Origin of the sequence: Brevundimonas sp. Leaf168, assembly GCF_001423685.1 — a bacterium.
Classification (GTDB): Bacteria; Pseudomonadota; Alphaproteobacteria; order Caulobacterales; family Caulobacteraceae; genus Brevundimonas; species Brevundimonas vesicularis_C.
Window position 1 is genome coordinate 68,968 of the sequence record NZ_LMOY01000009.1, and the last position, 22,965, is coordinate 91,932.

22 protein-coding genes are annotated in these 22,965 nt (G+C 66.8%); 14 read left to right on the forward strand and 8 right to left on the reverse strand.

Annotated elements, in window-relative coordinates; all coding sequences use genetic code 11:
- Nucleotides 1-7: 7 nt before the first annotated feature.
- Together ASF81_RS09345 and tdh are read left to right on the forward strand one after the other, a co-directional pair.
- A complete protein-coding gene (locus tag ASF81_RS09345) occupies nt 8-1,198 on the forward strand; it encodes a glycine C-acetyltransferase (RefSeq protein WP_055807995.1) in 1,191 nt (396 codons plus the stop codon).
- A 117-nt stretch (nt 1,199-1,315) separates the two neighbouring features.
- On the forward strand, nt 1,316-2,356 hold the full coding sequence (gene tdh / locus ASF81_RS09350) for an L-threonine 3-dehydrogenase (protein ID WP_199059180.1): 1,041 nt from the start codon (nt 1,316-1,318) through the stop codon (nt 2,354-2,356).
- 17 nt (nt 2,357-2,373) lie between these two features.
- Here the strand turns inward: tdh and ASF81_RS09355 are convergent, their stop codons facing one another.
- Both ASF81_RS09355 and ASF81_RS09360 read right to left on the reverse strand, forming a co-directional pair.
- Nucleotides 2,374-3,396 (reverse strand): DNA topoisomerase IB, encoded by a 1,023-nt coding sequence (locus tag ASF81_RS09355; RefSeq protein WP_055808000.1) that lies wholly within the window; start codon nt 3,394-3,396, stop codon nt 2,374-2,376.
- The gene (locus tag ASF81_RS09360) at nt 3,396-3,740 is read right to left on the reverse strand and encodes a hypothetical protein (protein ID WP_055808002.1); all 345 of its coding nucleotides are present in this window, start codon (nt 3,738-3,740) and stop codon (nt 3,396-3,398) included. Before ASF81_RS09360 ends, ASF81_RS09355 begins: the two co-directional genes overlap by 1 nt.
- A 91-nt stretch (nt 3,741-3,831) precedes the next feature.
- Here ASF81_RS09360 and rlmJ point away from each other — a divergent pair, with 91 nt between their 5' ends.
- Complete coding sequence (gene rlmJ, locus ASF81_RS09365; RefSeq protein ID WP_055808005.1) at nt 3,832-4,647, forward strand: 23S rRNA (adenine(2030)-N(6))-methyltransferase RlmJ; 816 nt, start codon at nt 3,832-3,834, stop codon at nt 4,645-4,647.
- A gap of 22 nt (nt 4,648-4,669) precedes the next feature.
- Nucleotides 4,670-5,401 carry a hypothetical protein gene (locus ASF81_RS09370; protein WP_055808007.1) on the forward strand — a complete coding sequence of 244 codons (732 nt, stop codon included), beginning with the start codon at nt 4,670-4,672 and terminating at the stop codon, nt 5,399-5,401.
- Here ASF81_RS09370 and ASF81_RS09375 read toward each other — a convergent pair.
- Nucleotides 5,398-6,456: a YeiH family protein gene (locus tag ASF81_RS09375; protein ID WP_235559317.1), complete on the reverse strand. Its 1,059-nt coding sequence runs from the start codon at nt 6,454-6,456 to the stop codon at nt 5,398-5,400. The genes ASF81_RS09370 and ASF81_RS09375 overlap by 4 nt on opposite strands.
- 79 nt (nt 6,457-6,535) lie before the next feature.
- Here ASF81_RS09375 and ASF81_RS09380 point away from each other — a divergent pair, with 79 nt between their 5' ends.
- A complete protein-coding gene (locus tag ASF81_RS09380; protein ID WP_055808009.1) occupies nt 6,536-7,411 on the forward strand; it encodes a LysR family transcriptional regulator in 876 nt (291 codons plus the stop codon).
- Here ASF81_RS09380 and hemF read toward each other — a convergent pair.
- Nucleotides 7,408-8,289, reverse strand: a complete 882-nt coding sequence (gene hemF, locus ASF81_RS09385; RefSeq protein WP_055808449.1) for an oxygen-dependent coproporphyrinogen oxidase — start codon at nt 8,287-8,289, stop codon at nt 7,408-7,410. The genes ASF81_RS09380 and hemF overlap by 4 nt on opposite strands.
- A gap of 103 nt (nt 8,290-8,392) precedes the next feature.
- On the opposite strand from hemF, the gene ASF81_RS09390 reads away from it, so the two are divergent.
- Nucleotides 8,393-9,652 carry a dipeptidase gene (locus ASF81_RS09390; RefSeq protein ID WP_055808011.1) on the forward strand — a complete coding sequence of 420 codons (1,260 nt, stop codon included), beginning with the start codon at nt 8,393-8,395 and terminating at the stop codon, nt 9,650-9,652.
- Here the strand turns inward: ASF81_RS09390 and ASF81_RS09395 are convergent.
- Entirely contained in the window at nt 9,643-10,098 is a 456-nt protein-coding gene (locus ASF81_RS09395; protein WP_055808013.1) for a tRNA (cytidine(34)-2'-O)-methyltransferase, read from the reverse strand. The genes ASF81_RS09390 and ASF81_RS09395 overlap by 10 nt on opposite strands.
- A 194-nt stretch (nt 10,099-10,292) precedes the next feature.
- Between ASF81_RS09395 and petA the strand changes: the two genes are divergently transcribed.
- From petA to ASF81_RS09420, 5 genes are all read left to right on the forward strand, one after another.
- A complete protein-coding gene (gene petA, locus ASF81_RS09400; protein WP_045810115.1) occupies nt 10,293-10,850 on the forward strand; it encodes a ubiquinol-cytochrome c reductase iron-sulfur subunit in 558 nt (185 codons plus the stop codon).
- Nucleotides 10,851-10,866: 16 nt separating this feature from the next.
- Entirely contained in the window at nt 10,867-12,171 is a 1,305-nt protein-coding gene (locus tag ASF81_RS09405) for a cytochrome b N-terminal domain-containing protein (protein WP_039245598.1), read from the forward strand.
- Nucleotides 12,172-12,176: 5 nt separating this feature from the next.
- Entirely contained in the window at nt 12,177-13,052 is an 876-nt protein-coding gene (locus ASF81_RS09410; protein ID WP_200932931.1) for a cytochrome c1, read from the forward strand.
- Nucleotides 13,053-13,204: 152 nt separating this feature from the next.
- On the forward strand, nt 13,205-14,872 hold the full coding sequence (locus tag ASF81_RS09415; RefSeq protein ID WP_055808018.1) for a M28 family metallopeptidase: 1,668 nt from the start codon (nt 13,205-13,207) through the stop codon (nt 14,870-14,872).
- A gap of 72 nt (nt 14,873-14,944) precedes the next feature.
- The gene (locus ASF81_RS09420) at nt 14,945-16,585 is read left to right on the forward strand and encodes a M28 family peptidase (RefSeq protein WP_055808020.1); all 1,641 of its coding nucleotides are present in this window, start codon (nt 14,945-14,947) and stop codon (nt 16,583-16,585) included.
- A gap of 3 nt (nt 16,586-16,588) precedes the next feature.
- Here the strand turns inward: ASF81_RS09420 and ASF81_RS09425 are convergent, their stop codons facing one another.
- Nucleotides 16,589-18,019 (reverse strand): short-chain fatty acyl-CoA regulator family protein, encoded by a 1,431-nt coding sequence (locus ASF81_RS09425; protein WP_055808451.1) that lies wholly within the window; start codon nt 18,017-18,019, stop codon nt 16,589-16,591.
- A gap of 156 nt (nt 18,020-18,175) precedes the next feature.
- Between ASF81_RS09425 and aceA the strand changes: the two genes are divergently transcribed.
- Together aceA and ASF81_RS09435 are read left to right on the forward strand one after the other, a co-directional pair.
- The gene (gene aceA, locus ASF81_RS09430; protein ID WP_055808022.1) at nt 18,176-19,456 is read left to right on the forward strand and encodes an isocitrate lyase; all 1,281 of its coding nucleotides are present in this window, start codon (nt 18,176-18,178) and stop codon (nt 19,454-19,456) included.
- Between the two features lie 19 nt (nt 19,457-19,475).
- The gene (locus ASF81_RS09435) at nt 19,476-19,685 is read left to right on the forward strand and encodes a hypothetical protein (RefSeq protein WP_045810109.1); all 210 of its coding nucleotides are present in this window, start codon (nt 19,476-19,478) and stop codon (nt 19,683-19,685) included.
- 71 nt (nt 19,686-19,756) lie between these two features.
- Here ASF81_RS09435 and ASF81_RS09440 read toward each other — a convergent pair whose 3' ends face one another.
- Both ASF81_RS09440 and ASF81_RS09445 read right to left on the reverse strand, forming a co-directional pair.
- Complete coding sequence (locus ASF81_RS09440; RefSeq protein WP_055808024.1) at nt 19,757-20,890, reverse strand: hypothetical protein; 1,134 nt, start codon at nt 20,888-20,890, stop codon at nt 19,757-19,759.
- 83 nt (nt 20,891-20,973) lie between these two features.
- Nucleotides 20,974-21,909 (reverse strand): ribose-phosphate pyrophosphokinase, encoded by a 936-nt coding sequence (locus ASF81_RS09445; protein ID WP_017504159.1) that lies wholly within the window; start codon nt 21,907-21,909, stop codon nt 20,974-20,976.
- Between the two features lie 190 nt (nt 21,910-22,099).
- Here ASF81_RS09445 and ASF81_RS09450 point away from each other — a divergent pair, with 190 nt between their 5' ends.
- Complete coding sequence (locus ASF81_RS09450) at nt 22,100-22,954, forward strand: outer membrane protein assembly factor BamD (protein WP_055808026.1); 855 nt, start codon at nt 22,100-22,102, stop codon at nt 22,952-22,954.
- The last annotated feature ends 11 nt before the right edge of the window (nt 22,955-22,965 follow it).

Below are 22,965 nucleotides of genomic sequence, written 5' to 3' on the forward strand. Positions count from 1 at the left end.
GCGGCTCATGACCCAGAGCTTCTACGACCGCGTCGCCGGCGAACTGTCCGAGATCGACGCCCAGGGCCTGACCAAGCCCGAACGCATCATCGCCTCGCGCCAGGGGCCAGTGATCCAGGTCGCCGGACGCGACGTGCTGAACTTCTGCGCCAACAACTATCTTGGCCTGGCCGGCGACGAGCGCGTGACCCAGGCCGGGATGGCGGCGCAAGCGAAGTGGGGCGCGGGCACCGCGTCCGTGCGCTTCATCTGCGGCACGCTGGAGATCCACAAGGAACTGGAAGCGGCCATCGCCGCCTATCTCGGTTTCGAGGACGCCATCCTGTTCGCCGCCGCCTTTGACGCCAACGGCGGTCTGTTCGAGCCGCTGCTGGGCGAAAACGACGCCATCGTCTCCGACAGCCTGAACCACGCCTCGATCATCGACGGGGTGCGGCTGTGCAAGGCCAAACGCTATCGCTTCGCCAACTCCGACATGGACGAGCTGGAGAGCCGGCTGAAGGAGGCCCGCGCGGCGGGCGCGCGTGACATCATCATCGCCACCGACGGCGCCTTCTCGATGGACGGCTATATCGCCAAGCTGGACGAGATCCGGGCGCTGGCCGACAAATACGACGCCCTGATCATGGTGGACGACTGCCACGCGACAGGCTTTTTGGGCCCGCAAGGCAAGGGCTCGTTCGCCCACCATGGCGTCGAGGTGGATTTCGTCACCGGCACCTTCGGCAAGGCGCTGGGCGGCGCCATGGGCGGCTTCATCTGCGCGAAGAAGTCGGTGGTCGAACTGCTGAAGCAGCGGGCGCGGCCCTACCTGTTCTCCAACGCCCTGGCGCCGGCCGTGTGCAGGTCCAGCCTGGAGGCGATCCGCATCGCGCAAGGGACGGAAGGCGATGCGTTGCGCACCCGTCTGTCGGCCAACGCCCATCGCTATCGCGGAGCCATGTCGGACGCAGGGTTCACCCTGCTGGACGGCGAACATCCGATCATCCCGGTCATGCTGGGCGACGCCAAGCTGGCGCAGGATTTCGCGGCGCGGGCGCTGGAATTGGGCGTCTATGTGATCGGGTTCAGCTTCCCGGTGGTTCCGCGCGGCCAGGCTCGCATCCGCACACAGATGTCGGCGGCGCATAGCTTCGATCAGATCGACCGGACGGTTGAAGTGTTCACCCAGGCGGGACGGGAACTGGGCGTCATTTAGCCCTTTTCGCCCGCCATCGACGAAGACCAAGCGGCGAGGAGGCGTGGGGCCTCAGCTGCGGGTTTCGGGATGAACCCGGAGCCGTGATTTCAGGGAGTTGAGACTATGACCGACACGATGAAGGCCTTGGCCAAGACCGCGCCCGGCGTCGGCCTGGAACTGATCGACGCGCCGATCCCCGAGGCGGGACCGGAAGACGTGCTGATCCGGGTGCATCGTACTGCCGTCTGCGGCACGGACATCCACATCTGGAACTGGGACGAATGGTCCCAGAAGAACGTCCCGACTCCGATGATCACCGGCCACGAGTTCGCCGGCGAGATCGTCGCCATCGGTAAGGACGTCGATCGCCCGCTGAAGATCGGCCAGCGCGTCTCGGCCGAGGGCCACGTCATCGACCTGAACTCGGAAGCCGCCCGCGCCGGCCATTTCCACCTGGACCCCAAGACGCGCGGCATTGGCGTGAACCGTCAGGGCGCCTTCGCCGAGTTCGTGGTGGCCCCGGCCTTCAACGTCATCGAGCTGCCGGACGATGTGCCCTATGAGATCGGCTCGATCCTCGATCCGTTCGGCAATGCGGTGCACACGGCCCAGCAGTTCGACCTGCTGGGCGAGGACGTGCTGGTCACTGGCGCCGGCCCGATCGGCATGATGGCGGCTGCAGTTGCGCGCCACGCGGGCGCGCGCACCGTGGTCCTGACCGACATCAACGACTTCCGGCTGGAGCTGGCGCAGAAGGTCGCGCCGGGCGTGCGCACCGTGAACACCACCAAGGAAGACATCCACGATGTCATGAAGGAGTTGGGCCTGAAGGTCGGCTTCGACGTCGCGCTGGAAATGTCGGGCTCGCCCATCGCCTTCAAACAGTGCGTCGACACCCTGATCATGGGCGGCGGCATGGCGCTGCTGGGCATTCCCGGCAAGCCGATGGAGACCGACTGGGGCGCGATCATCCTGAAGGCCCTGACGATAAAGGGCGTCTATGGCCGCGAGATGTTCACCACCTGGCGCAAGATGCTGGGCCTGCTGAAGGCCGGGCTGGACCTCAGCCCGCTGATCACGCACCGCCTGGGCTACGCCGACTACCGAGAAGGCTTCGAAGCCATGAAGTCGGGCCAGTCGGGCAAGGTCGTGCTGGACTGGGACAAGGCGGCCTGAGAGACGAATGCTGCTGATCAGACAGCCAGCAGCTGTTTGATCAGCGCTTTTTCAAACCCCTTGGTCTCCGACCCCGGCAAGGCGTTGCCGATTTCCCCGCTTTCGAACAGGGCGAAGACCTTGGGGTGGACGTAAGAGGCGCGGCAGACGGTGGGGGTGTTGCCCAAGAGGCCGGCGACCGCCTTCACGCAGACGGTGATCTTGCGCTTGGCGTCGGTGGGCGAGGTCGGGGCCTCGGTGTCGCGCAGCGCCCGCGCCGCCGAGACGGTGCCGGCCCAGGTGCGGAAGTCCTTGGCCGAGAACTGCTCGCCCATCGCCTCGCGGATGTAGGCGTTCACGTCGTCGGAATCGACCGGGCACAGCGCGCCGTCGGCCGCGCGGTATTTGAAGAGTTGCTGGCCGGGCAGGCCTTCCAGCTGCCGCACGACCTTGGCCAGGCGCCGGTCTTTGACGCTGACGCTGTGATCCTTGCCGCTCTTGCCGCGAAACTCGAACGTCAGGGCCGCGCCATCCACATCGATGTGGCGCTTGTGCAGGGTCGTCAGGCCGTAGCTGCGGTTCTGTTTGGCGTAGATGGAGTTGCCGACCCGGATCAGGGTGATCTCCAGCAGGCGCACGGCGGTGGCCAGCACCTTGTCGCGACAGACGCCGCGAAGAGCCAGATCATGCTCGACCTTCTCCCGCAGTTTCGGCAGGTTGCGCGAGAAGGCCGGCAGCTTGTCGAACTTGTTCTCGGAGCGGGCCGTGCTCCAGTCGTTGTGATAGCGGTATTGCTTGCGGCCCTTCACGTCCCTGCCGGTCGCCTGGATATGGCCGTTGGCCTTGGGACAGATCCAGACGTCGGTCCAGGCAGGCGGAATGGCCAGGGCGCGGATGCGGGCCAGTGTCTTGGCGTCCGTGACGGTCTTGCCCTTTGCGTCGCGATACGACCAGCCCTTGCCGGCGCGGCGGCGCGTCAGGCCCGCGAACTCGTCGCTGCAATAGCTGAGGCCCTGGGGAACTTCGGCGGCGATGTCGAAGGCGTGCGATCCGTCGGCCATCACCCGTTCGCCTTTTCGAGACGGTCATGCAGCCGTTTGATCCAGCGTTCGGCCGGGTCGCCGCCCCACAGCAGCCATGCGATATAGCCGGCGGAAGGATCGGTGCGGCTGCTCCAGCCCTTGCCGTCCTTGTCGACGGTGTGGCGGGCGAAATAGCTGTAGATGTCCTTGATGTCCTTGTCCGAGACGGGCTTCTGATCCGCCAACTGATGGGCGCGGCGCACGCCGACCTCAGTGCCGCCCCGATCATGTTTGTCACGCAGGTCGAGACCGCGTTTGGCCTGGGTCGCGACGCCCTTGGGCGGCTTGCGTTGCGTGTCGGTGAGGGTGGTTTTGGCGGCCATCGCATCTTTCCGTACAAGGACTTAGGCCGAACGCCGTCTCTGGCGCGCGAGTTCCGCTTGACCGCGCGGGCCGGGCGCGAGACGAGGCGGCATGAACTATCGCCACAGCTTTCACGCCGGAAACTTCGCCGACTTGGTCAAGCACGCCCTAGTGCTTTGGCTGGTGAAGGCTAGGCAGGCGGCCGGGCCGCTGACGGTGTTTGACACCCATGCGGGGGCGGGGCTGTACGATCTGTCGGGCGACGGCGCGCGGTCGAAGGAGGCCGAGGCCGGCGTGGCGCGGTTGATGTCCGCGGAGGGGCGGACGACGCTGATGGACGCGCTGGCGGCCGAGGTCGCGGCGCTGAATCCCGACGGCGGTGCGCGGTTCTATCCGGGGTCGCCTTTGCTGATCGCGGACGCGCTGACGCCTGGCGGTCGGTATGTCGGGTTCGAGCTGAACCCGCCGGTTCGGGCCATGCTGGCCGAGGCGCTGACGGGGCGAGCGAACGCCGAGGCGCGCGAGGGCGACGGCTATGCGGCGGTGGCGGCGGAGGCGGCGACGGTGCGCGGGCCGCTGGTGCTGATCGACCCGCCGTTCGAAAAGCCCGACGACTATATCCGCTCGGCCGAGACCGCGATTTCGGTGGTAAAGCGCGATCCGACGGCGACGGTGGCGATCTGGACGCCGCTGAAGGACTTGGAGACCTTCGACGGCTTTATCCGGCGGCTGCAAGGCAAGGCGGGGTCGACCCTGGTCGCCGAGGCGCGGCTGAGGCCGCTGACCAATCCGATGAAGATGAACGGCTGCGCCATGGTGGTGGTCAATCCGCCGGCGGGCGCGGAAGAAGCCGCGACCGAGATCTGCGGCTGGGTCGCGGGGGCGCTCGGCGAAGCGGGCGGACGGGCCGAGGTCTGGACCTTCTGACCGCAGTCACTAGGTTGATCGCATGACGCGCATCGCCATTCTGGAAACCGGACACCCGCCGGAGCATCTGAAGGACGATTTCGACGACTATCCCGCGCGGTTTCGGGCCCTGCTGGGCGAGGGTGTGCCGACCACGCGGTTTGACGTGCAGTCGGGGCATCTGCCCGAGGATCCTTCGGTTTTTCAGGGGGCCATCGTCACGGGGTCGGCGGCGGGGGTCTATGACGATCTGCCGTGGATTCCGCAGTTGATCGATTGGCTTAGGGCGGCGCGGGGGCGGACGCGGCTGGTCGGCATCTGTTTCGGGCATCAGGCGCTGGCCCATGCGTTCGGCGGCGTGGTGGAGAAGTCGCACAAAGGCTGGGGCGTGGGGCTGCACCGCTATGACGTGCGCGAGGATGCGCCGTGGATGCATCCGCGGGCGCGGACGATCGCCATTCCTGTGTCGCACCAGGATCAGGTCGTCGCGGTTTCGGACGACGCGCGGGTGATCGCGTCCAGCGGGTTCACGCCCTACGCCGGTCTGGCCTGGGGCGACGATGCGATCTCGTTTCAGTGCCACCCGGAGTTTCAGCCGGACTATGCGGCGGCCGTGATCGAGGGACGGCGCGGGGCGCGCATCCCGCATGATGTGGCGGATCAGGCGATCGACAGTCTGAAGCGGCCCAACGACCGGGCCGTGCTGACCGCCTGGATCCGCGCCTTCCTGCTGCTGACCCCGCCGCCGGTCGAGGACTACGGCAGCGGGATCTAGAGGCCCAGCAGCCGGATCAGCGCCAGCGCCAGCACCACCAAGGCGCCCAGCGACAGGATGACGGCGGCGACGACGCGGCCGCCGGCACGGGCGACGGCGCGAATGTCGGTCTGGAGACCCAGGGCGGCCATGGCGACGACGGTCAGAAGGCTGGAGGCGGCGGCCATGGGCGCCAGCGCGGCCTGCGGGATCAGGTCAAACGAACGCAGGCCGATCATGACCAGGAAGCCGATGATGAACCAAGGGAGCAGGCGCGACAGGCCGGGCTTTGCGGCGCCGGGCGCGCGGTCGCGGAAGATTAGCGACAGGGCGAGGATGACAGGACCGAGCATCAGCACCCGCACCAGCTTGACCACCGTGCCGGTCTGGGTCGCGACGACGCCGAACGGGGCGGCGGCGGCGAGGACCTGCGGCACCGCATAGACGGTCAGACCGGCCAGAGCGCCGTATTGCAGGCCGTTCAGATGGATCAGGCCGCCCAGCAGGGGCAGGGCCAGAACCACGATGACGCCGAGCACGGCGGTGAAGGCGATGGAGGCGGCGACCTCTTTTCCATCGGCGTCGATGACGGGGGCGACGGCGGCGATGGCGGAGTTGCCGCAGATCGCGTTGCCGCAGGAGACCAGCAGGGCCATGCGCGGGTTCAGGCCCAGGGCGCGGCCGAGGCCGAAACCGACGACAATGGCGAGCGCGACCAGGGCGAAGATGCCCAGGACGAAGCCGACACCCAACGAGGAAAGGGTGGCGGCGCTGACCGAGGCGCCGAGCAGCACCACCGCCACCTCCAGCAGGGTCTTGGCCGAGAAGTCTATTCCGGCCTTGAACCGCGCATCGGGCGTCCAGGCAGTGCGGACGGCGGCGCCCAGCAGGATGGCCAGCACCAGCGGCTCAAGCCAGACATGGCCAATGACGTCGCGCTCGATACTGGTCAGGCCTATGGCCGCCAGGGTCACCAGCAGGCACAGCATGACGCCGGGCCGGATCGTGCGCCCGAACGCCGTCATCGACGCCAAAGTCGGCGCGTGAAGCGGGGCGGGCAGGGCGGTGGACTTCATCGTCAAGCGTGATGCGCCTGCCCTCGACGGCGGTCCAACGGATAGTTATGGTCGTTTCAATCCGATTTGGAGATCAATCGTGACCTTGGAGCGCCTGCGTATCTTCGTCGCTGTCGCCGAGCGTGACCACGTGACGGCAGCGGCAAGGGCGCTGAACCTGACGCAGTCGGCTGTGTCGAACGCCTTGGCAGCGTTGGAAGCTGAGCATGACGTGCGGCTGTTCGATCGGGTCGGGCGGGGCGTCGTTCTGAACGAGACCGGCCGCGCCTTCCTGCCCGAGGCTAAGGCGGTGCTGGCGCGAGCGGCGGCGGCCGAGGCGGCGCTGGCGGACATGAGCGCCCTGCGGCGCGGACGGTTGGCGGTGTTCGCCAGCCAGACCATCGCCAGCTACTGGCTGCCGCGCCGGCTGGTGGATTTCCACACGGCCTATCCCGGCGTCGAATTGGCGGTCGAGATCGGCAATACGCGCGAGGCGGCGCAGGCGGTGTTGAGCGGCGCCGCCGAGATCGGCCTGGTCGAGGGGGCGGTGGACGAGCCGGCCCTGTCTCAGGTTCAGGTGGGGTCGGATCGGCTGGCTGTGCTGGTGACGCCGGACCATCCGTGGGCGACGCGACGTCGGCTGGACGCGAAGGATTTGTCGGGCCAGCCCTGGGTGTTGCGGGAGGTCGGGTCAGGGACGCGGTCGACGCTGGAGACGGCGGTGCGGGACATGGGGGTCGATCCCGCGACCCTGTCGGTCTCGATGACCCTGCCGTCGAACGAAGCCGTGCTGGCGGCGGCCGAGGCGGGGGCGGGAGCCACGGCCCTGTCGGAAAGCGTGGCCTATGCGTCGGTGGCGGCCGGGCGGCTGGTGACGGCGCCCTTCACCCTGCCCGAGCGGCCGTTCCGCCTGTTACGACACCGGGAACGGTATCGCAGCCGGGCCGGCGACGTGTTTGTCGAGGCGATGGGCTAGGGCCACTTCACCACCGGCGGCATGGACGACAGGATCGAGTCGATGTTGCCGCCCGTCTTCAGTCCGAACATGGTGCCGCGGTCGTAGAGCAGGTTGAACTCGACGTAGCGGCCCCGGCGGATCAGCTGTTCCTCGCGCTCCTCGGCCGTCCAGGGCTCGGCCATGCGATTGGCGACGATGCGGGGATAGACGTCCAGGAAGGCCAGGCCGATGTCGCGGGTGAAGGCGAAGTCTCGGTCATAGTCGCCGCTGTCGTGATGATCGTAGAAGACGCCGCCGGTGCCGCGCGGCTCCTTGCGGTGGGCCAGGTAGAAATACTCGTCGCACCAGGCCTTGTATTTGGCGTGCCAGGTCGGGTCGTGGGCGTCGCAGGCGGCCTGCATGGCGGCGTGGAAGGCCACGGTGTCAGGGTGATCCTGACGACGATCCGCCATCAGCACGGGCGTCAGGTCGCCGCCGCCGCCGAACCAGCTCTTGGTCGTGGCGATGAAGCGGGTGTTCATGTGGACAGCCGGAATGCGCGGGCTGACGGGGTGGCAGATCAGGCTGATCCCCGTCGCGAAGAAGCGCGGATCGACGTCGGCGCCGGGCACGTTCTTGGCGTAGTCAGCGGGAAAGGCGCCATGCACCGTCGAGACGTGGACCCCGACCTTTTCGAACAGGCGGCCGTGCATCATGCCCATGACGCCGCCGCCGCCCTCGGGACGTTCCCATGGGGTGCGGACGAAGCGACCGGGCTCGCCGGGGAACAGGTCGGCGGGGGCGGCATCCTCCAGCGCTTCGAAGGCGGCATGGATGCGGTCGCGCAGATGTTCGAACCAGGCGCGGGTCTCGACCTTCTTCAGGTCGAGCGGATCGGAGAAGACGGCGTCGCTCATGGCGCGCTTGAACCACGTCGCGGCGGCGGCGTCATCCGGCGAGGTTGTCATAAGCAGAATCGCGGGCGCTAATGGCCGCCTGCCGTTTTCAGGAAGCCCGCCAATGATCCGCCGTCTCGTCTCCGTCGCCGTCGCCTCGCTCGCGCTGGGAGGGGCGGTTCAGGCCCAGGACGCGGATGAGGCGCGGGTGATGGAGATTTTGAAGACCACGCCGCTGATCGACGGGCACAACGACCTGCCGTGGGCGCTGCGACAGCAGTACGGAAACGACGTTTACGCCGTTGATCTGACGAAGAATCTGGCGGCGTCGACCAAACTGCATACCGATATCGCGCGCCTGCGGGCCGGGGGCGTCGGAGGGCAGTTCTGGTCCGTCTATGTGCCTGCCAGCCTGACGCCGCTGGAGGCGGTCGAGGAAACCTTTGAGCAGATCGACACGGCCAAACGCATCATCGCCGCCCATCGCGACACCTTTGGCCTGGCGACCACGGCGGACGAGGTGGATGCGGTGTTCACATCGGGCCGGATCGCCAGCCTGATCGGGATGGAAGGCGGCTATTCGATCGACGATTCCCTGGCCCTGCTGCGCGAGTTCTACCGGGCCGGCGCACGCTATATGACCCTGACCCACTCCAAGACCACGACCTGGGCCGACAGCGCGACGGACGCGCCGAAGTGGGGCGGGCTCAGCCCGTTCGGCGAGGCGGTGGTCAAGGAGATGAACCGGTTGGGCATGATGGTCGACCTCAGCCACGTGTCCGAGGAGACGATGCTGGACGCCATGCGCGTGTCCGATGCGCCGGTGATCTTCTCCCATTCGTCGGCGCGGGCGGTCACGGATCATCCGCGCAACGTGCCGGATCGGGTGCTGCGGATGATGCCGCAGGACGGCGGCATCGTGATGATCAACCTGGCGCCCGGTTTCGTGTCCGAGGCGGTGCGGGCCTGGAACGGGGCCAAGGCGGGCGAGGAGGCGCGGCTGAAGACGCTAAACCCCGACGATCCCGGTGCCGTGGAGGTCGGGCTGACGGCCTGGACCGCCGCCAATCCGACGCCTCAGGCGACTCTGGCCGACGTGGTGGCGCATATTCAGCACGTGCGCGCAGTGGCGGGCATCGACCATGTCGGCCTGGGCGCCGACTTCGACGGCATCGGCAGCCTGCCGGAAGGCATGGGCGGGGTGGACGCCTATCCGCGAATCCTGGCGGCCCTGATGGCGGCGGGCTGGACCGAGGCCGACATCCGCAAGATCGCCGGCGAGAACCTGCTGCGGGTCATGCGGGCGGTCGAGACCGTCGCGGCGTCAAAGGCCGGCGAACGCCCGTCGTTGGCGCGGCTGGAGCCCGCTTCGGCTCAGAACTGACCGACGGCGCCCGTCTGGCGCAGGCCTTCCCAAAGGGCGATTCCGGCGGTGACCGACAGGTTCAGCGAGCGGGCGTCGGGTCGCAGCGGCACGACGACACGCGCGTCGGCGGCGGCGTGGACATAGTCGGGGGCGCCGGCGCTTTCCTTGCCGAACAGCAGAGTATCGTCAGGCTGGAAGATGAAATCCGGCAGGGGCGTGGCGCCCTTGGTCGTAAGCAGCACCAGCCGCCCGGCCGGACGATCCGCCTGGAAGGCCTCCCAATCGGCGTGGCGGGTCATGTGCGACAGCGGGCCGTAGTCGAGGGCGGCGCGCTTCATGGCGCGGTCGTCGAAACGGAAGCCCGTCGGCTCGATCACATGCAGATCGACGCCGAAACAGGCCGACAATCGGATGCAGGCTCCGACGTTCTGAGGAATGTCCGGTTGAAAAAGGGCGAGACGCATTCTAAGGCCTGACATACGCGCGGCGAGGGGGTTTGTCGCGGTCTGTTTGCGAGCGTTTCGCAAGAAACGTCAGCAGCTTGCGTCCAATGCGGCGCAAGTCACGGGCCGTCGGGGATTCCCGGCGTCTTTTGTTGGTTCGTGCCGTGGCTGGGGACGCCCTTGGGGGTCTTCTGCGGCGTTCGAGAGGTGGAAACGTGGCCGAATCGGTCGTGCATACGGAAGACGGTCACAGCCCTGAGGGCGGTGATCCCAATCGTCGGGACTTTATCTACATCGCGGCGGGCGCCGCAGCGGTCGGCGCGGGCGCCATGATCGCCTGGCCGCTGATCAACCAGATGAATCCGGCGGCCGATACGCTGGCGCTGGCGTCGATCGAGTTCGACCTGACCAAGGTTCAGGAAGGCCAGCAGGTCGTCATCAAATGGCAGGGCAAGCCGGTGTTCGTGCGCTACCGCACCCCGGCCGAGCTGCAGAAGGTCATCGCGGACGATCACGCTCCGGACCTGAAACAGCCCCAGACCGACGCCGAGCGCACCAAGCCGGGTCACGAGAAATATCTTGTCGTCATCGGCTCGTGCACGCACCTGGGTTGCGTGCCGACCTTCGGCGCGGGCGATTACGGCGGCTGGTTCTGCCCCTGCCACGGCTCGCACTACGACGCCTCCGGCCGCATTCGTAAGGGGCCGGCGCCTCTGAATCTGGTGGTGCCGGAATACGATTATCTGTCCGACACCCGCGTCAAGATCGGCTGAGGACCAAGGGGGAATCATGAGCGATCACGAGAGCACCTACGTCCCGAAGACGGGCGTCGAGAAGTGGCTGGACACCCGGCTGCCGATCATCCGTTTCGGCGCGGACTACATGTCCCTGCCGACGCCGCGGAACCTGAACTACTGGTGGACCTTCGGCGGGATCCTGGCCCTGTGCCTGATGACGCAGATCGTCACCGGCATCGTCCTGGCCATGCACTATACGCCGAACGTCGACCTGGCTTTCGCCTCGGTCGAGCGCATTATGCGCGACGTCAACGGCGGCTGGCTGATCCGCTATGTCCACGCCAACGGCGCGTCGATGTTCTTCATCGCCGTCTATCTGCACATGCTGCGCGGCCTCTACTACGGCTCGTACAAGGCGCCGCGCGAGATGATCTGGATCATCGGCTGCGTGATCTTCTTCCTGATGATCGCCACCGCCTTCCTGGGCTACGTCCTGCCGTGGGGCCAGATGTCGTTCTGGGGCGCTGAGGTCATCACCAACCTGATCGGCGCCATCCCGGTGCTGGGCGAGCCGATCCTGATCTGGCTGCGCGGCGGCCCGGCGATCGACAATGCGACGCTGAACCGCTTCTTCTCGCTGCACTACCTGCTGCCGTTCGCCATCCTGGGCTGCGTCGTGCTGCACCTTTGGGCGCTGCACTCGGCCGGTCAGAACAACCCGGTCGGCATCCTGATCCCGAAGGATCGGGAGAAGAAGGACACGCTGCCCTTCCACCCGTATTTCACGGTCAAGGACGGCTTTGCGATCATCCTGTTCCTGATCCTGTTCGCCATCTTCGTCTTCTATCAGCCGAACGCTCTGGGCCACGCCGACAACTACATCCCGGCCAACCCGCTGCAGACGCCGGCGCACATCGTGCCCGAGTGGTACATGCTGCCCTTCTACGCGATCCTGCGCGCCATCCCGGACAAGTTCGGCGGCGTGGTGGCGATGTTCAGCGCCATCGGCGTGCTGTTCGTCCTGCCCTGGCTGGATACGTCCAAGGTGCGCTCAATGCGCTATCGCCCGACGATGCGGACCTTCTTCATCATCTTCCTGGTGGTGGGCGTGGGCCTGGGCTGGTGCGGTGGTCAGCTGCCTGACGCGCCGGTGATTGGGTCGTTCAAGACCTTCACCCTGATCGACGGCGACCTAAACTCCTACCTGTGGCTGACGCGAGTCTTTACCCTCTACTACTTCGTCTTCTTCCTGATCATCATGCCGCTGGTCGGGTTGAAAGAGCAGCCGCTGCCGATCCCGGCGACGATCTCCGAGCCGGTCCTGACCGGCGCCGGCGCCGTCGAGCACAAGGTCTGAAAATCATGACGATTGGAATGAAGACCGTGTCGTTCAAGACGATCATCGCCTCGGCCGCGATTGCGTTGGGTCTATTGAGCGCAGCCGCTCCCGCCATGGCGTCGGGCGCCGCCGCCCATCCGCGCTCGGGCGGGTTCAGCTTCGAGGGGCCGTTCGGCACCTATGACCAGGGCCAGCTGCAACGCGGCTATAAGGTCTATCACGAGGTCTGCGCCGCCTGTCACAGCATGAACCTGATGCACTATCGGAACCTGGGCGACCGTCATGGGCCGTTCTGGAATCCGAAGTACCCGAACCCGAACGACAATCCTGTCGTGAAGGCTCTGGCCAAGGAAAATCAGGTCGGCGACATCGACAGCGAGACCGGCGAGGCGATCCAGCGTGACGCCACGCCCGCCGACAAGTTCCGCGCCCCCTATCCCAACGCCACGGCGGCGGCGGCGGGCAATGGCGGCGCCGCGCCGCCCGACCTATCGGTCATGGCCAAGGCCCGTCACGACGGCGCCAACTACATCTATTCGCTGCTGTCGGGCTACAAGGCCGCGCCGGCCGGCCTGCAGATCCGCGAGGGTCAGCACTACAACCCCTATATGGCCGGCGACCTGACGCCGTTCTGGACGGGCGACCACAAGGACGTTCCGCCCGGCGGCTTCATCGCCATGCCGCCGCCGCTTCAGAACGGTCAAGTGACCTATGACGACGGCTCGCCGCAGACGGTCGATCAATACGCCAAGGACGTCGCGGCCTTCATCGCCTGGACGTCCGAGCCGAAGATGGTCGAGCGCAAGCAGGCCGGTCTGGGCGTGATGATCTATCTGCTGCTGTTCGCCGGCATCACCTATGTCGCCTACCGCCGCATCTGGAAGGGCGTCGCCCACTAAGGGCGTCGCCGCCGGATCGAAATCGTAAGCCCGCCAAGGTTCGCCTCGGCGGGCTTTCTCGTTTGCGACGAAAGGTCCGGGACGCAGCATCGACAGGGAGAGGTTCGCCCCCTAGGGTCGCGTATCGTTTTCGGCTGTGGGGCCTTCAGTTCATGCGTCTTGTCTCTTCTTTCGCCGCCGTTCTGTTGGCGAGCGCCGCCTTGTCCGCCTGCGCCACGGCGCCCAATCCCGCTGCGGTTCACACCGTCCCGACTTTCGATGCGGCGCGCATCTCGCAGGACATCAAGACGCTTTCGGACGACAGTTTCGAGGGCAGGGGCATCGCCACCCCGGCCGAGGAAAAGGTCGTCCGGTATCTGAGCGAAGGCTACGCCGCCGCCGGGTTCGAGCCGGGCGGGCCGAACGGTCAATGGACGCAGGACGTGATCCTGAACCGCTTCACCCAGTCCAATGTGCGCGCTTCGCTGAAGCTGGGCGACTGGACCCTGCCGATGACGCAAGGGCGTGAGGTCGCCATCTCGACCCGCCGCCCGGCTGAACACGTCAGCCTGAAGGACGCCCCGCTGATCTTCGTCGGCTATGGCATCAATGCGCCCGAGCGGCAGTGGAACGACTTCAAGGGCCAGGACCTGCGAGGCAAGATCCTGGTCGTGCTGGTCAATGACGCCGACTTCGAGGAGCCGGCGCTGAACACCTTCGGCGGCAAGGCCATGACCTATTACGGCCGCTGGACCTACAAATACGAAGAGGCGGCCAAACAGGGCGCGGCGGGCGTGCTGATCGTGCACGAGACGGCGCCGGCGTCTTACGGCTGGCAGACGGTCGCCAACTCCTGGGGCGTGTCGCAGTTCGACATCCTGCGCCAGAATGCGGCGGCGGAGCGCGTGCCGATGGAGGGCTGGATCCAGCGTGACGTGGCGGTCGACCTGTTCCGTCGCGCGGGTCTGGATTTCGACGCGCTGAAGGTTCAGGCGCGCAGCCGTGACTTCCAGCCGGTCGCCTTGCCCGGCGCATCCTTCTCGACCGAGTTCGACGTGGCCACCAATCAGGTCACCAGCCACAACGTCATCGCCCGCCTGCCGGGCGCGACTCATCCGGACGAGACGATCCTCTATACCGCCCACTGGGATCACATCGGCATGGGCGAGCCGGATGCGACCGGCGACCGCATCTTCAACGGGGCGGTGGACAACGCCTCGGGCACTGCGGGTCTGCTGGAGCTGGCGCGGATGTTCGGTCGCGCGCCGCGCACCGAACGCTCGATCGTGATGATCAGCTTCACCGGCGAGGAAAGCGGCCTGCTGGGCTCGGAATACTATGCGGTGAACCCGGTCTATCCGCTGGCCAAGACGGTGGGCGGGTTCAACATGGACTCCATGAACGTCTATGGCCGCGTCACGGGTCTAGGCGTCACCGGATATGGCCAGTCGGACTTCGACGAACGTCTGGCGGCGGCGATCCAGCCGCAAGGGCGGTCGCTGGTGCCGGACTACGAAAATGCGGCCGGCACCTATTACCGTTCGGACCACTTCCCGCTGGCCAAGCGCGGCGTGCCGATGGCCTACGCCGGCAGCCGGGGCGAATTCCGCGACGAACCGATCGCCGCGCGCGAGGCGGCGCGGTCGGAATACGGCGCCAAACGCTATCACCAGGCGGCGGATGAATGGTCGCCCGACTGGGACTACAGCGGCATGATTGAGGATCTGACGGTCTTCTACGATGTCGGTCGCGCCCTGGCGAACGGTCGCGACTGGCCGCAGTGGAAGTCGGGTTCGGAGTTCGCGCCGGTGCGCGCCACGACCGCGTCCGAACGCCGCTAGTCTTTTTACAGATCGAGATGGGGCGGAGAGGGATCGCCGCCCCTTTGCCATTCCGCCTGTCGAGTCAGTTCAATGATCCATCGCCGTTCACCCCTGATCGCCCTCGCGGCGCTCGCACTCGCCGCCTGCGCGACGACGCCGGTCGCATCTCCGGCGCCGAAGCTGGACGCTTTCGCCGTCGCCTCGGCCGCGACGCCTCAGTTCAGCGCCCAGCGCCTGTCGGACCACATCAAATATCTGGCGTCGGACGAGTTGGAGGGACGGTTCCCGGGGCTGATCGGCGAACGGCTGACCCTGGCCTATCTGCAGGCGGAGTATGAGGCGATGGGGCTGGAGCCGGGCGGACGCGACGGATCGTGGCTGCAGCCCGTCGATCTGGTGCGCTTCACGCCGGAGCGGGCGCCGACGGCGTCCTGGACCGGGGCGGACGGCGTGTCGCATCCGCTGGTTTCCGGGACGGACATCACCCTGCGGGCCGGGTCGGCGGAACCGGTCGTGACGGCCGAGGCGCCGCTGGTTTTCGCCGGTTACGGCATTTCGGGGCCGACATGGGACGACTATGGAAATGCGGACCTGACTGGCAAGGTCGTGGTCATTCTGCGCGGCCAGCCGACGGTGATGGGCGAGGATCCCAACTTCTACGGCTCGACCACGCACAAGACCCAGGAGGCGCTGAAGCGCGGAGCCGTGGGCGTCATCACGCTTCAGGACCAGGACAACCGCTGGCGTCGCGCCGTGGGCGGGGCGACGCGCCCGCAGATGACGGTCAAGGGCGCGCAGGACCCGCGGTTCAGCGGATCCATCAACATGGCCACGGCGACAGTGATCGGCGGCGCGCCCCTGGAAGCCGCCGTCGAGCGGGCGAAGACGACCGCCTTGGGGGGCGTTCTGGATCTGGGCGCGCGTCTCAGCGTCGATATCGCCGAGACCACCGAGGTCATCCACTCCAACAACCTGCTGGCCAAGATCCCCGGCACCGAGCGGCCTGACGAGTACGTCTTCTATTCCGCCCACTGGGATCACGTCGGCAAGGCCCGGACGCCCAATGCCGAGGGCGACGACATCTTCAACGGCGCCTGGGACAATGCGTCGGGGACGGCCGGTCTGATCGAGATGGCGCGGGCGTTCAAGGCTGGACCGGCACCGAAGCGCACCGTGGTCTTCCTGCACGTCACGGCCGAGGAGCAGGGGCTGCTGGGGTCGGAAGCCTATGCCGCCGATCCGGTCTATCCGCTGGCCAAGACGGCGGCGGACATCAACATTGACATGCTGCCTTTTACGCCCGCAACGCGTGACGTGGCGGTGTTCGGCGTGGGCAAGTCCGAGCTGGAGGATATCCTGGGCCGGTTCGCCGCCGTGCAGGGGCGGGTGGTGACGGGCGACGGCTATCCGGAGGAAGGCTTCTACTACCGCTCCGACCACTTCAACTTCGCGGCCGGCGGGGTGCCGGCCCTGATGCCGTGGACAGGCCGCGATTTCGTCGAGGGCGGGATCGAGGCGGGCAAGCCCTATTACGAGGGGGCGATGGACCGCTACTATCACAAGCTGACCGACGAATGGCGAGCCGACTACGACTTCACGGCCGCCTTGCAGAACCTAGACCTGCTGTACCGGCTGGGGCTGACGGTGGCCGACAGCGAGAGCTGGCCTGCGTGGAAGCCGACGGCCGAGTTCAACGCCATCCGCGACCGCACGGCCGATCAGAGGCGCTAGGCCTCAGGCCGCGCCGAACGGATAGGGGCTGACGGACTTGGACCAGTCATCGACCGCCAGCGGGCGGTCGATGGGAGCGGCGGCGCGTTCGGCGCACGGGTGGCGGTGGCACAGGCGGCAGGCCGGGCCGATGGGCGTGACGTCGGGGTTCTGCAGGTCGATGCCGTGGGCGTAGGTTAGACGATGCGCATGACCCAGTTCGCAGCCCAGGCCGACGGCCAGGTCGTGCCGCTCGCCATAGCCGTCGTGGCCTTGCCGCTCGACCGTGCGGGCGAAGGTGAACCAGCGGCCGCCATCTGTAGTCTCGATGATCTGGGTGACGATGCGGCCGGGCGTGCGGAAGGCCGAATGCAGCCGCCAGCGGGGGCAGGCGCCGCCGAAGCGCGAGAAGGGAAAGGCGCCCGCCGCATAGCGTTTGGAGATGTTGCCCGCCTGATCAACCCGCATCAGGAAGAAGGGCACGCCGCGCGCGGTAGGGCGCGACAGGGTGGTCAGGCGGTGCGCGGCCTGTTCGTAGCTGACGCCGAACCGGGCCTGGAGCCGAGCCAAGTCATAGCGCGTCTCTTCCGCCGCCCGCTGGAAGGCGGCGTAGGGCATTAGAGTCGCGGCGGCGAGCGTGTTGGTCAGGGCGACCTTCAGCAACGATCGAGTGGGCGCGTCCGGGGCGTTCGCGGCCTCTGCCAGAGCGTTGAGCGCCGGCCCTTGCTCGGCCAGGGCCAGTTGATAGGCGATGGCGAAGGCGCGTGAGGACGGCCCCAGGGTTTCCGACAGCAACAGCCGGCGGCGGTGCAGGTCGTAGCGGCGGGTCCATTCCACCATGACCTCGGCCGGCAGGGTGCGGACCCCCAGATCATGCCTGGCCGCCAGCCGATGGCGCGCGGCGGGTTCGAAGCCGTCGGCGTGGGCCGGCGCCTCGGCGGACAGGGCATCGGACAGGGCCTCGCCCATCTGGTCCAGTTCGGGAAAATGGTTGCCGCGCGACTGGATGTATTCGCGCACCCATTCGGCGGGACTGGTCTCGATCGGGCTTTCGCCTGTCTCGGCGGCGGCGCGGGCGCGCGTGCGGCCGTCGTCGAAGGCCTGATAGAGGCGCAGCAGGGCGTCGGCCACACCGGGCGCCTCTTCCAACAGTTGCACCAGTTCATGGCGGGGCGCGGACAGACCCTTGAATAGAGGATCGGTTAGGATCTCCGTGAGGCGCGCCTCGTCCGCCGCGCCACCCTGGTTCAGGGCGCGCAGATCGACGTCATAAGTGTCCGCCAATCGCAGCAGCAGCTGAGCTGAGACCGGGCGCTGATTGCGTTCTATGTGATTGAGATAGCTGGGCGAAACGTCCAGATCGGCAGCCATGGCGGTCTGGGTCAGGCCGAGATCGCGCCGCAGCCGCTTGAGCCGGGCGCCTAGAAACAGTTTGCGATCAGCGGCGGTGTTCATCATCGCATGATGTCACAACGTGACTGTCCGGGCAAAGTCATAGTGTGACAAGATGACTTCGTTGATTGTGTTCGATCTGTATCAGTTTTGACCGACGCGTGTTCTTGTCTCCGAGACGGCGGCTGCGGCCGCGCCCTTCAGAGACCGAGTTCGACCATGACCACTTTCGCCGATCTGGTGCCTTCGCCCGCCGGCCGTTTCGACGGCATCGAGCGCCCCTACACCCCTGAAGACGTCCTGCGCCTGCGCGGCTCGGTGCCGATCACCCATACGCTGGCCGAGCGCGGGGCCAACCGCCTGTGGCAGTTGCTGCACGACGAGCCCTTCATCAATGCGCTGGGCGCCGTCACCGGCAACCAGGCCATGCAGATGGTCCGCGCGGGTCTGAAGGCCATTTATCTGTCGGGCTGGCAGGTTGCGGCGGACGCCAATACGGCCGGCGCCATGTACCCCGATCAGTCGCTGTACCCGGCCAACGCCGCGCCGGAACTGTGCCGCCGCATCAACCGCACCCTGCAACGCGCCGATCAGATCGAGCATGCCGAGGGCGGCGCCAAGCGCGACTGGTTCGTTCCCATCGTCGCCGACGCAGAAGCCGGTTTCGGCGGGCCGCTGAACAGCTTCGAGATCATGAAGGCCTTCATCGAGGCGGGCGCTGCCGGCGTTCACTTCGAGGACCAGCTGGCGTCGGAAAAGAAGTGCGGCCACCTGGGCGGCAAGGTTCTAATCCCGACCCAGGCGCATGAGCGCAATCTGGTCGCCTCGCGTCTGGCCGCCGACGTCATGGGCACGCCGACCATCACGGTCGCCCGCACGGACGCCGAAAGCGCCCAGCTGATCACCTCCGACATCGACGAGCGGGATCAGCCCTTCATCGATCGCGACAACCGCACGCCTGAAGGCTTCTTCCGCCTGAAGGAGGGCACGGGTCTGGACCACTGCATCGCGCGCGGCCTGTCCTACGCCAATATCGCCGACCTGCTGTGGTGGGAGACGTCGCATCCGGATCTGGACGACGCCAAGAAGTTCGCGGAGGCGGTTCAGAAGGCCCATCCGGGCAAGCTGATGGCCTACAACTGCTCGCCGTCCTTCAACTGGAAGGCCAAGCTGGACGACGCCACCATCGCCAAGTTCCAGCGCGAGTTGGGGGCTATGGGCTACAAGTTCCAGTTCGTGACCCTCGCCGGCTTCCACAGCCTGAACAACTCGATGTTCGAGCTGGCGGACGGTTATCGCGATCGCGGCATGGCGGCCTATTCGGAGCTGCAACAGCGCGAGTTCGCCAACGAGGCCATCGGCTACACCGCCACGCGTCACCAACGCGAAGTCGGCACCGGCTATTTCGACCAGGTCGCCACGGTCATTTCCAACGGCACGTCCTCGACGACGGCGCTGAAGGACTCGACCGAGACCGCCCAGTTCACCCACGCGGCTTAAACCGGAAAGGAACCCGCAAATGGAACCGCTGACCCGAACCGAAGCCATCATCGACTTCTGCCTGGCGCCCCTGGCGCTCGACACCGGCACGGAGGCCGAGCGTGAGGTGCGTCGTCGTCTGACGCACGTGCTTCGGACCTATCAGTCCAAGACCGCGACGCCTGTCGCCGTGGACTTCTCGTCCATGCCTTCACAAGTCATCAACGAGGCGGCGCACGGCTACGAATAGGCCGTCCGCTCAAGAAAAGGGGCCCGCTCCGATCGCTCGGGCGGGCCTTTTGTCGATCTGGACAGGAAGACCTAGCGCGTCGTCGGGCCGGTGTTCAGCGATTGGGTGGTCGCAACAGCCGGGGTCGGAACAGGCGTCGCTTGCGGGACGGTGACCGAGATGGGCGTGCGCGCCGGCGCGGCGCCGGTTTCCTGAGGATCGCCGACGACGATGGTGGTGATCTGCGTCGCCTCGGTGGTGCAGGTCGCCAGGTCGCGGGTGATGTGGCGGCCCAGGCAGAAGATGTCCTCATAGCTGGGGCGCGAGGCGGCCAGGCACTGGAACAGCATCAGCTTGGACATATCCATGCAGAACTCGCTGTTCGGCTCGTGCGTCAGAGCCTCGGTGTTGACCCGGGCCTCGTCGCCGCCGGCGCCGAGCGCGCCAAGAGCCGCGATGGCCAGAGAGCGGACGACAGCGGGGGTGTAGGGCGGGCCTTTGCGCGAGGGCTCAAGTCCCAGACCCGTGCCGCTGTTGGCGGCGGCGAACAGGCGGCTCGATTCCTCCGGCGACGGCAGCATCTTCACGGCCGACAGGGTCTTTGCGCTTTCCAGCCGCACTTCGCGGTTCGGAATGGGGGTGATGGCCCATTGGCGACGCGGATCGCTGCGGCCCTGAATGGTGTAGGCGTCCTGCTCGATCGCCTCGGCGATGGCGCGCATGGCGATGGCGTCCTTGCCGACGGTCGCCGAGATCAGGCCAGCGGCCGCATCTGCGCCGGGCAAGGTAGCGGCGTAGGCCGGATCGGCGACGATCTGGGCCACCATGCGCTGCCGTTGCGCCGGGTCGATCGCATACTGCTGCACGCCGGCGACGAACTCGGGCGACTGCAGGGCGATGATGGCGCCGTATGCGATCAGCCCGCGCGACAGCTGGTCGGCGTCATAGGCCGAACCCTTGCGCAGGGCGGCCTGGATCGATTCCGCATCGGGGAAGCCGCCCGGCTGGATCGTCTGGGCTTCACGCAGGAAGGCGACGTAGATCGCGGCGGCGTCCGCCACGCCCTGGTTCAGGGACACGGGGGGCGGCTTGCGGGCGGCAAGTTCGGCCGCCAGACGCTGGGCTTCCAGCTCGGCCTTCGAGGGTCCGCTCTCGCAACTGGCGAGCAGGACAGCGGCGGCGAGGGCGGCGGCCGACAGACCGCGGCTCAGTAGGGCCGTTTTCATGGTGACTTCCTCAGGCGAACACGCGGGCAAAAAGCGCCAGTACTGTTGGCGCTTATAAGGCGGGCCTTATGGTTAGCCGATGGTTAATCGAACAGTTTCGACACCGATTCTTCGTTCGCGATCCGTCGGATAGCCTCTCCGACGAGCGGAGCCACGGAAACCGCTCGGATTTTCGGGCAGTTCAAAACTTCGTGGGGTTGCTCGATGGAGTTAGTGATCACCAGCTCCTTCAGCGGGCCGTCGGTGATGCGCTGGACGGCGGGGCCGGACAGGACGCCGTGGCTGATGTAGGCCGAAACCTCGGTCGCGCCCTGGTCGATCAGGGCCTTGGCGGCGTTGACCAGGGTGCCGCCCGAATCGACGATGTCGTCGAACAGGATGCAGCGGCGGCCCTGCACGTCGCCGATGATGTTCATGACCTCGCTCTCGCCCGCCTTGGGCCGGCGCTTGTCGACGATGGCGAGATCGGCGTCCAGGCGACTGGCCAGGGCGCGGGCGCGCACCACGCCGCCGACGTCGGGCGAGACGATCATCAGGTCGTCGCCGCGGGCGTAGTTTTCCTTGATGTCCTGCGCCAGCACGGGGGTCGCGACCAGATTGTCGGTCGGAATGTCGAAGAAGCCCTGAATCTGACCAGCGTGCAGATCCATCGTCAGGACGCGGTCGGCGCCGGCGCGGGTGATCAGATTGGCGACCAGCTTGGCCGAGATCGGCGTACGGCCGCCGGTCTTACGATCCTGACGCGCATAGCCGAAATAGGGAATGACGGCCGTGATCCGCTTCGCCGAGGCCCGCACCAGGGCGTCGGTGATGATCAGCAGCTCCATCAGGTTGTCGTTGGCGGGATAGGAGGTCGACTGCAGGATGAAGACGTCCTCGCCGCGGACGTTTTCCTCGATGATGGCGAAGACCTCGTTGTCGGCGAACCGCTTGACCTGGGCCTTGGTCAGGGGCGCATCCAGGTGGTCGGCGATCGCCTGGGACAGTGCGCGGTTGGAGTTGCCTGAGAGCAGCTTCATCGGCCGGTCATCCTTTCGCCGTCATCCGCCCCCCATGAACGGCGGTCGGTTGGCGCGCTCTTTACCAGTGGAGCCGGGCAGGGCAAGTCGTATGCTGAGTTTTCCTCGGCATGGCGCGGCTCGGTTGCGGGTGCTAGAGGTCGCCGCGTTGGTTTCCGGGGAACGGCTTCAGGGCCGTCCTTCACACGTCATGGGGTCGTCCTTGTCCGCTTCTAAGTTCCGTTCCGGCATGGTGCTGATGACCGCGGCGCTCGCCGCAGTGACGATTTCAGGCTGCTCGGGCACCAAGCGTCCCAAGCTGGCCTATGAGGAACGCCCGGTCGAGGCGCTCTACAACACCGGCTATGATCGGCTGCAGCAGCGCCGCTGGTCCGACGCCGTCGATTATTTCCAGGAAGTCGAACGCCAGCATCCGTATTCCGATTGGGCGCGTCGTTCGATCCTGATGCAGATCTACGCCTACTATCAGAACAACGCCTATGCCGACGCCATCGCGGCGGCGGACCGGTTCATCCAGCTGTTCCCGGGGAATCCGTCGGCGTCCTACGCCTTCTACATGAAGGCCGTCTGCAACTTCGAGCAGATCACCGACGTCGGTCGTGACCAGGGTTACGCCACCGCCGCCCTGGCCGGTCTGAAGGATGTCTCGCGCCGCTATCCGGGCACGCCCTATGCATCGGACGCCGCCGTCAAGATCGACATGGTCAACGACCAGCTGGCCGGCAAGGAAATGAACATCGGCCGCTACTATCAGCGCGCCAATCAGCCGCTGGCGGCGCTGAACCGCTACAAGGCCGTGATCGCCAACCCGGACTTCCAGCGCACCTCGCACACGCCCGAAGCCCTGTATCGTCTGGTCGAGGTCAACCTCCAGCTGGGTCTGAAGGAAGAGGCGACGCGTAACGGCGCCGTGCTGGGCTACAACTATCCGGGCAGCCCCTGGTACGCCGAGGCCTATGCGCTGCTGACCGAAAACGGCCAGACGCCGGACAAGGCGCCCGAGGGCAAGCGCGAGAGCTGGCTGCAGCGGATCATTCCGGGCTGAGCACGCGACGG

Coding starts and splice junctions, on each gene's coding strand:
- ASF81_RS09445 (WP_017504159.1), bottom strand. CDS start 21,909: ATGAAGCTGCTCTCAGGCAACTCCAACCGCGCACTGTCCCAGGCGATC.
- ASF81_RS09360 (WP_055808002.1), bottom strand. CDS start 3,740: ATGGCCGCCAAAACCACCCTCACCGACACGCAACGCAAGCCGCCCAAG.
- ASF81_RS09415 (WP_055808018.1), top strand. CDS start 13,205: ATGCGTCTTGTCTCTTCTTTCGCCGCCGTTCTGTTGGCGAGCGCCGCC.
- ASF81_RS09435 (WP_045810109.1), top strand. CDS start 19,476: ATGGAACCGCTGACCCGAACCGAAGCCATCATCGACTTCTGCCTGGCG.
- ASF81_RS09395 (WP_055808013.1), bottom strand. CDS start 10,098: ATGCGTCTCGCCCTTTTTCAACCGGACATTCCTCAGAACGTCGGAGCC.
- ASF81_RS09425 (WP_055808451.1), bottom strand. CDS start 18,019: ATGAACACCGCCGCTGATCGCAAACTGTTTCTAGGCGCCCGGCTCAAG.
- ASF81_RS09410 (WP_200932931.1), top strand. CDS start 12,177: ATGACGATTGGAATGAAGACCGTGTCGTTCAAGACGATCATCGCCTCG.
- hemF (WP_055808449.1), bottom strand. CDS start 8,289: ATGAGCGACGCCGTCTTCTCCGATCCGCTCGACCTGAAGAAGGTCGAG.
- ASF81_RS09440 (WP_055808024.1), bottom strand. CDS start 20,890: ATGAAAACGGCCCTACTGAGCCGCGGTCTGTCGGCCGCCGCCCTCGCC.
- ASF81_RS09345 (WP_055807995.1), top strand. CDS start 8: ATGACCCAGAGCTTCTACGACCGCGTCGCCGGCGAACTGTCCGAGATC.
- tdh (WP_199059180.1), top strand. CDS start 1,316: ATGAAGGCCTTGGCCAAGACCGCGCCCGGCGTCGGCCTGGAACTGATC.
- ASF81_RS09390 (WP_055808011.1), top strand. CDS start 8,393: ATGATCCGCCGTCTCGTCTCCGTCGCCGTCGCCTCGCTCGCGCTGGGA.
- ASF81_RS09370 (WP_055808007.1), top strand. CDS start 4,670: ATGACGCGCATCGCCATTCTGGAAACCGGACACCCGCCGGAGCATCTG.
- rlmJ (WP_055808005.1), top strand. CDS start 3,832: ATGAACTATCGCCACAGCTTTCACGCCGGAAACTTCGCCGACTTGGTC.
- ASF81_RS09375 (WP_235559317.1), bottom strand. CDS start 6,456: ATGAAGTCCACCGCCCTGCCCGCCCCGCTTCACGCGCCGACTTTGGCG.
- aceA (WP_055808022.1), top strand. CDS start 18,176: ATGACCACTTTCGCCGATCTGGTGCCTTCGCCCGCCGGCCGTTTCGAC.
- ASF81_RS09405 (WP_039245598.1), top strand. CDS start 10,867: ATGAGCGATCACGAGAGCACCTACGTCCCGAAGACGGGCGTCGAGAAG.
- ASF81_RS09420 (WP_055808020.1), top strand. CDS start 14,945: ATGATCCATCGCCGTTCACCCCTGATCGCCCTCGCGGCGCTCGCACTC.
- ASF81_RS09355 (WP_055808000.1), bottom strand. CDS start 3,396: ATGGCCGACGGATCGCACGCCTTCGACATCGCCGCCGAAGTTCCCCAG.
- ASF81_RS09450 (WP_055808026.1), top strand. CDS start 22,100: ATGGGGTCGTCCTTGTCCGCTTCTAAGTTCCGTTCCGGCATGGTGCTG.